Source organism: Pseudomonas sp. P4_C3 (assembly GCF_056402075.1).
In genome coordinates this window covers 16,307-31,153 of record NZ_JBFUIC010000039.1, presented here as the reverse complement: position 1 = coordinate 31,153, position 14,847 = coordinate 16,307, and the positions used below count along the sequence as shown (strand labels likewise).

General features: G+C 59.9%; 12 protein-coding genes. 11 read left to right on the top strand and 1 reads right to left on the bottom strand.

Annotation, left to right across the window (positions count from 1 at the left end):
- Nucleotides 1-64: 64 nt before the first annotated feature.
- A complete protein-coding gene (locus AC1DVH_RS10000; RefSeq protein WP_477753667.1) occupies nt 65-1,153 on the top strand; it encodes a polyamine ABC transporter substrate-binding protein in 1,089 nt (362 codons plus the stop codon).
- A complete protein-coding gene (locus tag AC1DVH_RS09995; protein WP_477753666.1) occupies nt 1,150-2,451 on the top strand; it encodes an NAD(P)/FAD-dependent oxidoreductase in 1,302 nt (433 codons plus the stop codon). Before AC1DVH_RS10000 ends, AC1DVH_RS09995 begins: the two co-directional genes overlap by 4 nt.
- A gap of 79 nt (nt 2,452-2,530) precedes the next feature.
- On the opposite strand, the gene AC1DVH_RS09990 is transcribed toward AC1DVH_RS09995, so the two are convergent.
- Nucleotides 2,531-4,183: an arylsulfatase gene (locus AC1DVH_RS09990; protein ID WP_477753665.1), complete on the bottom strand. Its 1,653-nt coding sequence runs from the start codon at nt 4,181-4,183 to the stop codon at nt 2,531-2,533.
- Nucleotides 4,184-4,554: 371 nt separating this feature from the next.
- Between AC1DVH_RS09990 and AC1DVH_RS09985 the strand changes: the two genes are divergently transcribed.
- The 9 genes from AC1DVH_RS09985 to AC1DVH_RS09945 all read left to right on the top strand — a co-directional run bounded on the left by AC1DVH_RS09985 (nt 4,555) and on the right by AC1DVH_RS09945 (nt 14,846).
- The gene (locus tag AC1DVH_RS09985; protein WP_477753664.1) at nt 4,555-5,151 is read left to right on the top strand and encodes a paraquat-inducible protein A; all 597 of its coding nucleotides are present in this window, start codon (nt 4,555-4,557) and stop codon (nt 5,149-5,151) included.
- Nucleotides 5,148-5,804, top strand: a complete 657-nt coding sequence (locus AC1DVH_RS09980) for a paraquat-inducible protein A (RefSeq protein ID WP_477753663.1) — start codon at nt 5,148-5,150, stop codon at nt 5,802-5,804. Before AC1DVH_RS09985 ends, AC1DVH_RS09980 begins: the two co-directional genes overlap by 4 nt.
- Entirely contained in the window at nt 5,785-7,461 is a 1,677-nt protein-coding gene (locus AC1DVH_RS09975; protein ID WP_477753662.1) for a PqiB family protein, read from the top strand. Before AC1DVH_RS09980 ends, AC1DVH_RS09975 begins: the two co-directional genes overlap by 20 nt.
- Nucleotides 7,462-7,478: 17 nt before the next feature.
- Entirely contained in the window at nt 7,479-8,036 is a 558-nt protein-coding gene (locus AC1DVH_RS09970) for a PqiC family protein (RefSeq protein WP_477753661.1), read from the top strand.
- A gap of 305 nt (nt 8,037-8,341) precedes the next feature.
- Nucleotides 8,342-8,998 carry a lipopolysaccharide core heptose(II)-phosphate phosphatase PmrG gene (gene pmrG, locus AC1DVH_RS09965; protein WP_477753660.1) on the top strand — a complete coding sequence of 219 codons (657 nt, stop codon included), beginning with the start codon at nt 8,342-8,344 and terminating at the stop codon, nt 8,996-8,998.
- A 176-nt stretch (nt 8,999-9,174) separates the two neighbouring features.
- Nucleotides 9,175-10,896: a lipid IV(A) 4-amino-4-deoxy-L-arabinosyltransferase gene (gene arnT, locus AC1DVH_RS09960; protein WP_477753659.1), complete on the top strand. Its 1,722-nt coding sequence runs from the start codon at nt 9,175-9,177 to the stop codon at nt 10,894-10,896.
- Between the two features lie 266 nt (nt 10,897-11,162).
- The gene (locus AC1DVH_RS09955) at nt 11,163-12,176 is read left to right on the top strand and encodes an iron ABC transporter substrate-binding protein (protein WP_477753658.1); all 1,014 of its coding nucleotides are present in this window, start codon (nt 11,163-11,165) and stop codon (nt 12,174-12,176) included.
- Between the two features lie 4 nt (nt 12,177-12,180).
- Nucleotides 12,181-13,779 (top strand): ABC transporter permease, encoded by a 1,599-nt coding sequence (locus tag AC1DVH_RS09950; protein WP_477753657.1) that lies wholly within the window; start codon nt 12,181-12,183, stop codon nt 13,777-13,779.
- The gene (locus AC1DVH_RS09945; protein WP_477753656.1) at nt 13,776-14,846 is read left to right on the top strand and encodes an ABC transporter ATP-binding protein; all 1,071 of its coding nucleotides are present in this window, start codon (nt 13,776-13,778) and stop codon (nt 14,844-14,846) included. Before AC1DVH_RS09950 ends, AC1DVH_RS09945 begins: the two co-directional genes overlap by 4 nt.
- Nucleotide 14,847 lies beyond the last annotated feature (1 nt).

Genomic DNA, 14,847 nt, shown 5'->3' with positions numbered 1-14,847 from the left:
GATGAGGGCCGACAGACCACCAAAGAATCACCTGAAGAATCCAATAACTCCAAGAGGTGTCGATATGCGTCTATTGAAATCCGTGGTCCCGGCCGCGCTGGCGGTCCTGTTCAGCGCCGTTGCCCAGGCTCAGCCACAGGTCAGCGTCTACAACTGGACCGACTACATCGGCGAAACCACCCTCGTCGACTTCCAGGCGAAAACCGGGATCAAGGTGATCTACGACGTATTCGATTCCAACGAAACCCTGGAGGGCAAGCTGCTTGCCGGTCGTACCGGGTATGACGTGGTGGTGCCGTCCAACCACTTCCTCGCCCGTCAGGTGAAGGCGGGTGCGTTCCTCAAGCTCGATCGCGAGCAACTGCCGAGTTTCCAGAACCTTGACCCGAAACTGCTGACGCTGCTGGAGAAAAACGATCCGGGCAACTCGCACTCGGTACCGTACCTGTGGGGTACCAACGGCATCGGCTATAACGTCGACAAGGTCAAGCAAGTGCTGGGCATCGATCACATCGATTCCTGGGCAGTGCTGTTCGAACCGGAAAACATCAAGAAGCTCAGCGCCTGCGGCGTGTCGATGATGGACTCGGCGGACGAAGTGTTCCCGGCGATGCTCAACTACATGGGCATGGACCCGCGCAGCGAAAACCCCGAGGACTTCAAAAAGGCCGAAGCCAAGCTGCTGCAGATCCGCCCCTACATCACCTACTTCCACTCCTCCAAGTACGTTTCGGACCTGGCCAATGGCGATATCTGCGTGGCCTTCGGTTACTCGGGTGACGTGTTCCAGGCCGCCAACCGCGCCAAGGAAGCCAGGAACGGCGTGAACATCGCCTACGCCATTCCCAAGGAAGGCGCCAACCTGTGGTTTGACCTGCTGGCCATCCCCGCCGACGCCAGTAATCCGAAAGAAGCCCACGCCTTCATCAACTACCTGCTGGACCCGCAAGTGATTGCCAAGGTCAGTGCTTCGGTCGGTTATGCCAACCCGAACCCGGCCGCCAAGCAGTACATGGACCCTGAGCTGGTCGGCAATCCCGAGGTTTATCCGTCCCAGGAAGTCCTCGACAAACTCTACATCTCCACCACGCCGCCGCAGTCGATCATGCGTCTGATGACCCGCTCGTGGAGCAAAGTGAAGTCCAACAAATGAATCAGTACACCAAGGAACACACCCTCTCCTATTACGCGGCGTCCGCCAGGGGCATGCGACAGCGTCCCGCGCTGTCCTCGGACCTGGAGGCCGATGTCTGCGTGGTCGGCGCGGGCTTCACCGGCATCAACACCGCCATCGAACTGGCCCAGCGCGGGCTCTCGGTGGTCCTGCTGGAGGCTCGGCGGATTGGCTGGGGCGCCAGCGGGCGCAACGGCGGCCAGTTGATTCGCGGCATCGGTCATGACGTCAGCGGCTTTGCAAAGCACATCGGTGCCGAAGGCGTGCAATACCTGGAGTACGCCGGGACCGAATCGGTGCAGGTGGTGGCCAATCGCATCCGAGAGCAAGGCATCGATTGCGACCTGCGCTGGGGCTTTTGCGAACTGGCCAATACCCCGGCCCAGTTCAAGGCGTTCAAGGCCGAGCAGGCAGAGCTGATCGAGTCCGGCTATGCCTTTGAAACCCGGCTGGTCGCGCCGGAGCAGATCCGTGAACAGGTGGTGAACTCCGGCGTGTATGCAGGAGGCCTGGTCGATATGGGCTCGGGACATTTGCATCCGCTGAACCTGGCGCTCGGTGAAGCGAAGGTCGCCGAGTCACTTGGCGTGCAGATCTTCGAGCAGAGTCCGGTGCTGGAGTTGATCCACGGCAGCACGGTGCAGGTCCGTTGCGCCGGTGGCACGGTGCGTGCCGGTACGCTGGTGCTGGCTTGTAACGCGCATCTCGAAGAGCTTGAACCGAAGCTCAGCGGCAAGGTGCTCCCGGCGGGCAGCTACATCATTGCCACCGAACCCTTGTCAGAAGATGCCGCGAGACAACTGATCCCTCACAACCTCGCGCTGTGCGACCAGAAAGTCGGCCTGGATTACTACCGGCTCTCGGCTGACCGGCGCTTGCTGTTCGGCGGAGCCTGCCATTACTCCGGGCGCGATCCTTCGGACATCAGCGCCTACATGCGCCCGCAGATGCTCAAGGTGTTCCCGCAACTGGCCAATGCGCGCATCGACTTTCAGTGGGGCGGCAAGATCGGTATCTCGGCCAACCGCTTCCCCCAGGTCGGGCGCCTGAGCCAGCACCCGAACGTGTTCTACGCCCAGGGTTACTCCGGCCATGGCCTGAACGTGACCCACTGGTGCGCGAAGTTGTTGGGCGAAGCGATCCATGCTGGCCACAGCAAAGGCTTCGACGTGTTCAGCGCCGTGCCGCACATGACCTTCCCCGGCGGACGCGCCCTGCGTTCACCGTTGCTGGCCCTTGGCATGTTCTGGTATCGGATGCGGGAAGTGCTCGGTTGACCGGGTAGCCGTGGCGAGGGAGTTCCCCCGCCTGGCTGACAGAAATGCAGCGGTCTTGAGCAAGACCGCTGCCGCACCGCTAGTTAGGCACCGGGATATTGACGCCCTCCTTCTGCAAGCTTTCCCGAATCGACTGGAATTTCTGGTACTTGGACAACTCGATCGGCCCGTCATAGCCCATGCTTTGCAGCTTGCGTGGCGGGTATTTGATGTAGGTCTGCATCAGCTTGTTGATCGCCTGACTGATCGGCACCATGGTCCAGGTGCGCTCGGTGACGTTACTCATGAAGATGTCGTAGCGCTCCTGTGGATCTTGCAGCAAGTCAAAGACTTGCGGCACGACCGCCACGTACTTCGACTCCCCTTTCCAGCCCAGGTTGGTGTCCACGGCCAGGCCGCCGGTCGGCACTCCGTTGTCGCCACGCAGGTTGAACACGGCCTTGTAGTTGCCTACGCGGGCCGCCCCCGGCGACAACTCGTTTTCGGTGAAGTAGAACCACTCTTTACGTGGGTCGGGGCCAGTGCCGGTTATCACCGGGGTCATGTCGTAGCTGTCGAAATAGATCGGCTGACCTTCGCGATCTTTCTCCGGCAACTTGATGCCGGCCACCGAGGCGAAGGTCGCCATCAAGTCGAGCCCGCCGAGAATGTCGTGGTTCTTGGCATTGGGCTTGATTTTTCCAGGCCAGGTCATGATTGCAGGGACCCGGTTACCGCCCTCGCGCACGGTGCCCTTGGTGCCACGGAATGGCGTGTAGCCGGCGTCCGGATAAACGTCCTGCCAGGCGCCGTTGTCGGTGGTGTAAACCACCAGCGTGTTCTTATCCAGGCCCAGCGCCTTGAGCTTGTCCATGATATGGCCGATGCGCGTATCCAGTTCGACCACCGAGTCGGCGTACTTGGACTTGGAGATCGACTTGTGAACGAACTCCGGTGCCGGCAGGTTCGGCTGGTGCACTTTCATGAAGTTGACGTTGATGAAGAACGGCTTGTCGGATTTGGCGGCGGTGTCGAGGAATTCCAGTGCGGCTTTTTCGACATAACCGTCAAAGTAGGGGATCCCGACTACACCGGGTTTGCCATCGATGACCGGCGTATCAACATACTGGCCGTTGATCTTGAACTCTTCGACGACCTTTTCTCCCGCCTTGCCCGAGAGTGCGCCCTTGGTCACCTTGGTAAACATTTCCCGGGTTTCCGGGTCCATGTCGGGGAACCATGTCGGGTCGGCGTAGGTGTAGGCATTGAGGTGATAGAGGCCGACGTACTTCATCACGTCATAGCCCTGGGCATTGGGCAACGCATAGTCGGCTTCACCCAGGTGCCACTTGCCGGTGAAGTAGGTCTCGTAACCGCCGGTCTTGAGCACCGAGGCCAGCGTCCACTCGGCGGCGGGCAAACCACCGCCCTGGCCCTGGAAGGCCACGGTGGTCATGCCGCTGCGATTGGGGATGCGCCCGGTCTGCATCGCGGCTCGCCCTGGCGTGCAGCTTGGTTGCGCGTAGAACGAGTAAAAGGTTGTGCCCTCAGCGGCCAGTTCGTCGATGCTGGGTGTCGGCATGCCCCGGCCGACACCGCCACCGTACGGCCCCAGATCGCCGTAGCCGGTATCGTCGGACACGATGAACAGGATATTGGGCTTTTCTGTTTGTGCTGCCAGGGCCATACCGTTAAGCGCTATCAGTAATGAACCTGCAATGTAGAACCTTGAGCGATGCGAGAGTTTTTTCATGGCGACCTTCCTTTATCGGGACGGATCCTTGTGGCCGGCTACTTGTTTTCAAGTAATCCGTGACCGGACCCTGGTGAGTTACCCCAAACCATGCCCTCTGGTTAGTTCCAGGCGTTCAACGACCCAAACAATGGAACTCCCGTTGCTACTCAAGGCACCCGAGTCAGCCTAGTACGGTTATTTTTAAAACGCCCATTGCAGGCAGTGGAATTCGAAGTCGTTCGTCGCTTGCTTCCCATGTAATTCCGTGGGTCGAGTCATCCCCCGGCGGCGGATAGCCTTCAGCTTGCGACTTTCGATTTGCTCAATTGCGAGTCACTTCTATATTGAGGGGGTGCTCTGAACTTCCTGCCTTCTGTTGAGCTTGACCCATGGCAACTACTGATCAGCTGATCATCTGCGAGCACTGCGACAGCGTGTACCAAAAAGTAACGCTCGCCAAACATCAGAAAACCCTGTGTACGCGCTGCGGCGGCGTGCTTCAGCGCTATAACGGCCTCAYGGTGGAACAGCGTCTTGCCTTGACCTTCACGGCGCTGATGCTCTGGGTATTCGCCAATTTCTATCCGGTGATGAGCATCAGCTTCAAAGGCGTGAAGAACAGCGCAACGCTCTGGGACTCGGTGCTGGCCCTGAGCCTGGGGCCTATCACGTTCATCGCCATGGTGGCGGCAATCGCCATGATCATCGCGCCGATTTTCCAGCTGTTGCTGCTGATCTGGGTGCTGGGCTTCGCCCTCTCCCGGCAACGCTCGCCCGGATTCAAATTCTGCATGCGCTGGCTGGAAACCCTGAGGCCCTGGAGCATGCTCGAAGTCTGCCTGCTGGGCGCCATGGTCGCAGTGATCAAACTCGCCGGACTGCTCGATGTGCTGCCCGGCATAGGGTTGTTTGCCCTGGCTGCGCTGAGCCTGATGATGATCCGCATCGCCGGGCGCGATATCCGCGAACTATGGGACATCGTATGAGCACACCTCCGTACGCCGACGAGCTCAACCTGTGCCTGTGTCACACCTGCGGGCTGGCCTGCGACATGACTGGCGAACCTCACGAATGCGAACGCTGCGGCGCGCCTTTGCATCGACGCAAGACCAATGCCATGACCCGGACCTGGGCCTACATGATCGCCGCCCTGGTGTTTTACATCCCCGCCAATTTGCTGCCGGTAATGAACACCAAAATGGTCGGCCATGGCGCCGACAGCACGATCATGAGCGGCGTGCTGGAGTTCTGGCAAGCCGGAGCCTGGGACATCGCCCTGATCATCTTCATTGCCAGTATCGCGGTGCCGGGCATCAAGTTCGTCGCCGTCACGCTGCTGCTGGTCACCGTGCAACGCGACAGCGAGTGGGCACGTAAAGAGCGGTCGACGCTGTACCGCTTCGTCGAGGTCATCGGTTACTGGTCGATGCTCGATGTGATCGTGGTCGCCCTGGTGGCCTCGCTGGTGAAATTCCAGGCCCTGGCCGACATCGAGCCGCGCCCGGGCATTCTGTTTTTTGGTCTGGTGGTGGTGTTCACCATGCTCTCGGCCATGAGTTTCGACCCGCGCATGATCTGGGATAAAGAACGGGAAAACCCACACAATGAGGAGGTCACGGATGAAGTCACAAGCCACTGACGGGCCGCAAGCCCCCGGGCCGGCGCCGATCAAGACCCGCCGTTTCAGCGTCTCGCTGGTCTGGATCGTGCCGATCGTCGCGGTGTTGGTGGGTATTTCGCTGGTGGTTCACAGCATTCTGCAGCAAGGCCCGACCATCGTTGTCACGTTCAAGACCGGGGACGGCCTGACCGCGAATAAAACCGAGGTCAAATACCGCAATGTCGTGATTGGTCATGTCTCCGATGTGGAACTGAGCGCTGACCAGAAGAGCGTCAACGCCACGATCAAACTGGAAAAGCAGGCCGAAAGCTTTACCCGTGAAGACTCGCAGTTCTGGGTCGTGCGGCCGCGCATTGGCGCTGGCGGTGTGTCCGGCATCGATACGCTGCTGTCGGGCGATTACATCGGTGCCGATATCGGCCAGGCCAACGGCCGGGCAAAAAACTTCATGGGGCTGGAGAGTCCGCCGCCCATCACCTACGGCGAGCCGGGCAAGCGTTTCACCCTGTTCACACAGGACCTGGGGTCGCTGGATATCGGCTCTCCGGTCTACTACCGCAAGATCCCGGTGGGTCAGGTGGTGGCCTACGCGCTGGACCCGGATGGCAAAGGCGTGAACATCGAGCTGTTCATCCATGCACCCAATGACAAGTACGTCACCGAAAACACCCGTTTCTGGAACGCCAGCGGCATAGACGTGAGCGTCGGCGCCAACGGTTTTGCGGTCAAGACCGAATCGTTGTCTTCCTTGCTGGTGGGCGGTATTGCCTTCCGCGCGCCCGACTACAGCCCTGACGATAAACCTGCGGCTGCCGAGTACGCCTACGAACTGTTCGAAGACCAGCAAACCGCCCTCGCCCCGCCAAACGGCAAGCCGCAGTACCTGGCCATGCGTTTCGACCAGGCAATGCGCGGGCTCAAGGTCGATGCTCCGGTGGAATTCCTCGGCGTGGAAATCGGCAAGGTGGTGGCAGTCAATCTGGATTACGACGAGAAAAAACGCTCCTTTCCGGTCAACGTCGGCATCGTGATTTACCCGCAACGCCTGGGCCAGGCCCACATCAAAATGCTCAAGGCGCTCAATCATGACCCTAATAACGAAGCCGCTGGCGTACGCTTGATCGGCACCTTCATCGAAAACGGCCTGCGTGCCCAGGCCCGCACCGGCAACTTCCTGACCGGCCAGTTGTACATCTCCCTGGACTTCTACCCCAAGGCCGACAAAGTCGCCTTCGATGCAAATGCACGCCCGGTCATGATTCCGACCCTTCCCGGCAGCCTCGAGCAATTGCAGGAAAAACTCGAGTCCATGGTCGACAAGATCAACAAACTGCCGATCGAGCGAATCGCCGGCAATCTCGATGGCAATCTCGTCGAACTGCGCAAAGGCATCATGCAATTCAACGGCAAGATCATGCCTGGCGTGCAGACCACCTTGTCAGATGTCAGCAAAACCCTGGAAACCGCCAATTCGACCCTGCAGTCCGCCAGTTCGACCTTGGCCGACGATTCACCGCAACGGGAAAAACTGGGGCAAACCCTGGATGAACTGGGACGTACGTCGAGATCCTTGCGTGATCTTTCGGATTACCTGGGACGGCATCCGGAATCGCTGCTTCGCGGCCGTCCGAACAATGCCGCACCCGTGGATCTGCAGGGGCCACCGCGCAATTGAACACAGGAGCAACACCCATGGCTTTTCCGCTGAAGTTCACCCTGGTCACCGCGATATTGCTGCTCGCCGCTTGCCGCAGTGACCCGATTCAATTCCACACCCTGACCCCGGCCCAGGTGGGCGATCATTCAATGACCACCGTCGGGGTGATTCAGATCGAGACGATCAGCGTGCCGCCCCAGGTCGATCGTGCGCAGATCGTCATTCGCCAAGGCAACAGTGGCCTGGCGATCCTGGAAACCCATTGGTGGGCTGCGACCCTCGTGGATGAATTGCGCGGTGCGCTGGCCGATCAACTGAGCAACAGTCCGGTACAAGGCAAATATTCGGTGCGGGTCGATGTGCAGCGTTTTGACTCGGTCCCCGGTCAATACGCGTTKATGGACGTGAAATGGCGTCTGCGCAGTGCCGGCATCGGCGACACGGCACGGGTGATTTGCCGCAGCACCTTGCAAACACCGTCAGGTGCGAGCATCGATGACCTGGTGCTTGCCCAGCAAAACAACGTCAAACGCCTGGCCGCGCTGATCAGCCAGGCTGCCGCCAGACCACAGGCGAGCTGCCCTTCGCCCTGAACGCCTTTTCTCCTGCTTCCCGGATTAACGGCGACACGTTCGCCGTTAATCCCAACCCATACGCCCTCTCTGTTTCCCGCTGTCATTCCATGCAAGTGTAAAAGACAACGTTTCTCAGTACCAAACAAATTATCCGAGCGAACCTCCTATGCAATTTTTTCACATTCCTTTCACCGCCCCGACACCTGCACGGATTTAACGTGGGCCGCAGTTAATTCGCTGAACTTAGTCTCGGCGGACATTTTTTGTGCTGTTTCAGGTTTTGTTTAACAGTACTTCCCTGGCGCTCCTATTGGTGGACAAACTTGGTCAATTCCGTCTCGCGTAAACCGTCTTCGCGCCTGTCTAAATCGGTCGTGGCCATTGCTGCACTGACCGTCGCCGCGGTGGTCACCGGTTTGGTCCTGTGGCCGAAATCCCCGGCCAACCTGGCCCATGAGGGCGCGCAAGCCCGGGCCCAATTGCTGCAACAATGGAGTGCCGGCGAGATCGCGGTGCTGGTTCGTCATGCCGAGCGCTGCGACCGTTCCAGCAATCCTTGCCTGGGCCCGGCTGACGGTATTACCCGAATCGGCAGTGAAGCGGCCGCCGGTGTCGGGCAAGGCCTGGCACGCCTGGGTTTGACGCAAGCCGACATCCTGACCAGCCCGGTGACGCGCACCGTGCAGACCGCGCATTACATGTTCAACAGCGACCCACGGACCCAGGAGTGGCTGGCGACCTGCGGCACGACCCTGCGTAACGATGTCGTGGCGCACAAGGTAGCCCATCGCAACCTGGTGCTGGTGACCCACAGCGGTTGCATCGCCGACTTTGAAAAGCAGGCCGGCCTGAAGCATTCGGCGAAGGACGCCGAGTACGCCAGCGCGCTGTTTGTCCACATCGATGGAAATGGTCAACTGCAAGTACTCGGTATTGTGAATGCCGAAGACTGGAACACTCTGTTACAAGAAAAAAACTGAAATCATTACGGACCGAGAACTTTGCCACTAAGTTGTTTCAAGCCGGACTGAATGGAACCTGAACAAAACAGCGAGAAGTGTGATTGCACTTCTCGCCGTTCAATATCATTCCGGTTTTCTCTCTCACTAGTTGCACATCACTTTTCAACCAGCCATCTAAGCGCCAAGGTCGAGACATGACGTCTAATCAGCCATTGCCAGATTTTACTGGCCATTCTTCCCGTCTGTACGCCCCACCCGCGCCGACCAGCGAGCGCTGGATGCTATTGGCGTTGTTACTGGCGTTCATCGTGTTCTACTTGCTGCCGCTGATGAGCCACGGTCTGTGGATTCCCGATGAAACCCGTTATGCCCAGATCAGCCAGGAAATGCTGCAGGGCGGGAACTGGATCTCACCGCACTTCATGGGCTTGCGTTATTTCGAGAAGCCGATTGCCGGGTACTGGATGATTGCCATCGGCCAGGCGGTGTTTGGTGACAATCTGTTCGGGGTACGCATCGCCTCAGCGTTGAGTACCGGGCTGAGCGTGTGGCTGACCTACCTGATTGCCCGCCGGTTCTGGGGCGATCCGCGCAAAAGCTTTGCCTGCGCACTGTTGTACATGAGCTTCGGGCTGATTGCCGGTCAGGCCGGGTACGCCAACCTCGATCCGCAGTTCACCCTGTGGGTCAACCTGAGCCTGGTTTCACTGTGGTTTGCCATCGACAGCCGCACCACGCGTGCCCGCCTGGGTGCCTGGACGATGCTGGGTATCGCCTGCGGCATGGGCTTCATGACCAAGGGCTTTCTGGCCTGGCTGCTGCCAGCGGCGATCGCCCTGCCCTACATGCTCTGGCAGCGCCGCATGGGTGAGCTGTTGCGTTACGGGCCACTGGCTGTTGTGGTCGCCGCGGCCGTCTGCTTGCCCTGGACATTGGCCATTCATCATCAGGAACCGGACTTCTGGAATTTCTTCTTCTGGAACGAGCACGTACGCCGCTTCGCCGCCGACAATGCGCAACACGCCCGGCCGTGGTGGTTCTACCTGCCGATGCTGGTCGTCTCCGCCCTGCCCTGGGCCGCGTTGTTGCCGACAACGTTCATCCAGGCCTGGAACGACAAGCGCCAGCCCGTCAGCGGTTTTCTCCTGCTCTGGCTGTTGTTGCCATTGGCGATTTTCAGCGTGAGCAGCGGCAAGTTGCCGACCTACATCATGCCGTGCCTGTTGCCGCTGGCGCTGCTGATGGGTCATGCGCTGACCAGCCTGCTGGAACGCGCACAGGGGCGGACGATTCGCGTCAACGGCTGGCTCAACGTGGTCATTGCCACGACGGCCTTGATCGCTTTGCTGTACCTGCAACTGAGCAAAGAGGTTTTTGAGAATACCGAGATGTTCAGCCTGTCCCTGGCGTTCATCGTGCTGTTGGGCTGGATCATCGCCAACGCCCTGCAAATCCTGCGGCCATTGACGTTATGGGCGATGCCGGCCCTCGGCATCTGGCTGCTGGTGGCACTGCTGCCCGCCGCCATGCCGGGCCAGATCGTCGACAGCAAGATGCCCGACCGGTTTATCGCCGAACACCTGGACAGCCTGAACCAGACCACCTCGCTGCTGAGCAACGACCTGGGAGCGGCCTCGGCCTTGTCGTGGCTGACCAGGCGACCGGAAGTGGCGCTGTACAATGTTGTCGGCGAGCTCAAGTATGGTCTTTCGGATCCGGACGCGGCCTCGCGCAAAGTGACTCAGCAAGACATCGGGCAATGGATGACCGAAGCGCGTAAGAAGGGCTCGGTCGGGGTGGTGATGAGGGTCAACAGCGTCGATGAAATTCAGGAAGTCGAGGCGCTGCCCATCGACGGAAAACGCTATCAGCGCGGCAACCTGCAAGTCCTGATCTTCCCGCAAATCCAGCCCTGACAGGCAAGACGCAAAAAACCCGAGAGGTCGAACCGGCCTCTCGGGTTTTTCGTTTTCGCATCGTTTAAGCGACGAGTCGAACCACAGTGGGCACAGCGCTGCTAATCTGAATGAAAATTACATGTATTTACGGTTTTTTTTACGTTATTTTCTCATTTGGATCTCTACATTCCCTGCAATTCAAAATATGCAAATGATTCGCATTGATTTACAAACGTTTCAATGCGCATGACTTTCAAAAAAATGCACCAGGAGCAGCCCGCAGAATGATTCCCAACATCCCTTCGTTCTTGAAAAAGGCCCTGCTGGCCACCGCTTTGCTCAGCGCTGGCCAGGTCTACGCAGCTGACTCCGTCGGCATCGTGGTGTACAACGCGCAACACGAAGGCCTKACCAAGGCCTGGGTCGAGGGCTTTACCCAGGAAACCGGTATTCCCGTGACCTTGCGTAACGGCGATGACACCGAGATGGGCAACCAGATCGTGCAGGAAGGCACGGCTTCTCCGGCGGACGTATTCCTGACCGAAAACTCCCCGGCCATGGTACTGGTCGACAACGCCGGGCTGTTTGCGCCTGTCGACAAGACCACGCTGGAACAGGTTGACTCCGCCTACCGCCCGGCCCACGGCAAATGGGTCGGGATTGCCGCGCGCTCCACGGTGTTTGTGTACAACCCGGGCAAACTGTCGGAAGCCAATCTGCCGAAATCGATCATGGATCTGGCCGATCCGAGCTGGAAGGGTCGCTGGGCTGCCTCGCCAGGCGGTGCTGACTTCCAGGCCATCGTCGCTGCCATCCTGGAACAAAAGGGTGAAGCCGCCACGCTGGAATGGCTGAAAGCGATGAAAACCAACTACACCAACTACCGTGGCAACAGCTCGGTACTCAAGGCGGTGAATGCCGGGCAGATCGACAGCGGCGTGATCTACCACTATTACAGCCTGGTGGATCAGTCCAAGACCGGCGAAAACAGCAAAAACACCGCCCTGCACTATTTCAAGCACAAAGATCCGGGCGCTTTTGTTAGCATCTCCGGCGGCGGCGTCCTCGCTTCCAGCCAACACAAAGAACAAGCCCAGGCGTTTCTCAAATACATTACCGGCAAGGATGGCCAGGCCGTCCTGAAGAACGGCAAGTCGTTTGAGTACGCCGTGGGCAAGAACGCTGAATCCAACCCTAAACTGGTGCCCCTGCAGCAACTCGATGCGCCGACTGTCGATGCTTCCAAACTCGACAGCAAAAAAGCCGTGGAGCTGATGACACAGGCCGGACTGCTCTAAATTGATGCCTGAAACCCTGCCTGCGGGTGTCGCCGAGGCGACACCCGCACATTTGCGTCGACGATCCCGCGGAGTCTTTGCGGGACGTGGCGGTGTATGGGTGATCGGTTTGTCGGTGCTGGTTTCATTACTGGCACTGCTACCGATCGCTTACGTTATTGGCGTGTCCCTGCAGACAGGCTGGTCAACCGTCGTGACCCTGGTGTTCCGCCCCCGGGTTGGCGAACTGCTGATCAATACCGTATTGCTGGTACTGCTGACGATTCCGTTGTGCGTGGCGCTGGGGGTGACACTGGCGTGGCTCACAGAACGTACAAATTTGCCCGGACGACGCTGGTGGTCGTTGCTGGCCACCGCACCGCTGGCGGTGCCCGCGTTCGTTCACAGCTACGCCTGGGTCAGCCTGGTGCCACCGATCCACGGCTTGTTTGCCGGTGTCCTGGTCTCGGTCATCGCCTACTTCCCGTTCCTGTATTTGCCGGTAGCGGCCACCTTGCGCCGGCTCGACCCGGCCATTGAAGACGTCGCCGAATCCATGGGGCTAAAACCCTGGAAAGTGTTTTTCCGCGTGGTGTTGCCGCAATTGCGTCTGGCGATCTGCGGTGGCGCCTTGCTGGTCGGCCTGCACCTGCTGGCCGAATACGGCCTGTACGCGATGATCCGCTTCGACACCTTTACCACCGCGATCTTCGATCAGTTCAAATCGACCTTCAACGGCGCAGCGGCGCACATGCTGGCCAGCGTGCTGGCGTTGTGTTGCCTGGCGATGTTGACGGCCGAATCCGCCGCCCGGGGTTCTGCCCGTTATGCTCGCGTCGGTTCGGGAAGCGCCCGGGAGCAACGGGTCGTGTGCCTGAAACCGGCATCCACCCTGCTCTCGTTGACCCTGCAAATCGTGACCTGCACCCTGGCCCTGGGCGTGCCCTTGATCACCCTGGGCAAATGGCTGATCGCCGGCGGTGTGGAAGTCTGGGACATGGCCGAATTGCTGCCGGCCCTGGAGCAAACCCTGTTGCTCGGTATTGCGGGCGCGGCGCTGACCACCTGCGCGGCGATCCCGATCGCCTGGCTGTCAATCCGCTACCCCGGCCGACTGCAACGGGTACTGGAAAGCTGCAACTACATCACCAGTTCCCTGCCGGGAATTATCGTGGCGCTGGCGTTGGTGACCGTCACGATCCATTTTGCCCGGCCGATTTACCAGACCACCTTCACCGTGCTGCTGGCGTACCTGTTGATGTTCTTGCCCCGCGCGCTGGTGAGCCTGCGCGCAGGCATTGCCCAGGCCCCGGTGGAACTGGAAAACATTGCCCGCAGCCTGGGCCGCTCGCCGGCCCGGGCACTGTGGCTGATCACCTTGCGACTGGCCGCTCCAGGGGCTGCCGCCGGCGCGGCGCTGGTGTTCCTGGCGATCACCAACGAGCTGACCGCCACCCTGTTGCTGGCTCCGAATGGCACGCGCACCCTGGCGACCGGATTCTGGGCCATGACCAGCGAAATCGATTATGCCGCCGCTGCACCCTACGCCTTGTTGATGGTTATGCTGTCGCTGCCGCTGACCGGACTTCTTTATCACCAATCGAAAAAAACGGCTGGCCGATGAACACTCTTGAATTGAATGCCCTCTACAAATCCTATGGCGCCCATTGCGCCCTGGACAACGTCAGCCTGTCGGTGCCCAGCGGCAGTCGCACGGTGATCGTCGGTCCTTCCGGCTCCGGTAAAACCACGTTACTGCGGATGATTGCCGGCTTCGAATTCCCCGACGCCGGACGTCTTTCGTTCAATGGCCAGACCCTGGTCGACGGCACCCACGAAGTGCCGGCCCATCAACGCCTGATCGGCTACGTGCCGCAGGACGGTGCGCTGTTCCCGCACATGACCGTGGCCGCGAACATCGGCTTCGGCTTGGCGACCAAGGGCACTGAAAAACAACAGCGAATCGCCGAACTGATGGACAGCGTGGCGCTGGACGCGAAGATGGCCGAGCGCTGGCCTCACGAATTGTCCGGTGGCCAGCAACAGCGCGTGGCCCTGGCCCGGGCGTTGGCGCAACAGCCACGGCTGATGCTGCTGGACGAGCCATTCTCGGCGCTCGATACCGGATTGCGCGCCGCAATGCGCAAGATGGTTGCGCGGCTGCTGGAAGACGCAGGCGTCACCACCATTCTGGTCACCCATGACCAGAGTGAAGCCCTGTCGTTCGCCGACCAGTTGGCGGTGATGCGCCATGGCCGACTGGTCCAGTCAGGGCATCCGCTGGACCTCTACCGCTACCCCGAGGATGAACAGACCGCCCTGTTCCTGGGGGATGCCGTGGTCATGCCCGCGCGCATCGAGGCCGGTTGGGCCCATTGCGACCTGGGGCGAATCCCGGTCAACAACCACCGCAACAACAGCGCGGCACAGATCATGCTGCGTCCCGAACAGCTGCAACTGGCCAGCATCCTGCCCAGCGACCCGGAAGCCAGCGGTTGCCGGGCCGTGGTCACCGACCGGGACTTCAGCGGCAACACCTGCACGCTGACGGTGGAACTCCAGCCATTGACCAGCCGCGAGCAACCGGGCCGATCACTGCTGGTGCGCAGCTCAGGCATGTATGCACCACCCGCCGGCAGCTCGGTTCAGGTCTCGACCATCGGCCATGCCCATGTGCTGAGCGAGATGTGAT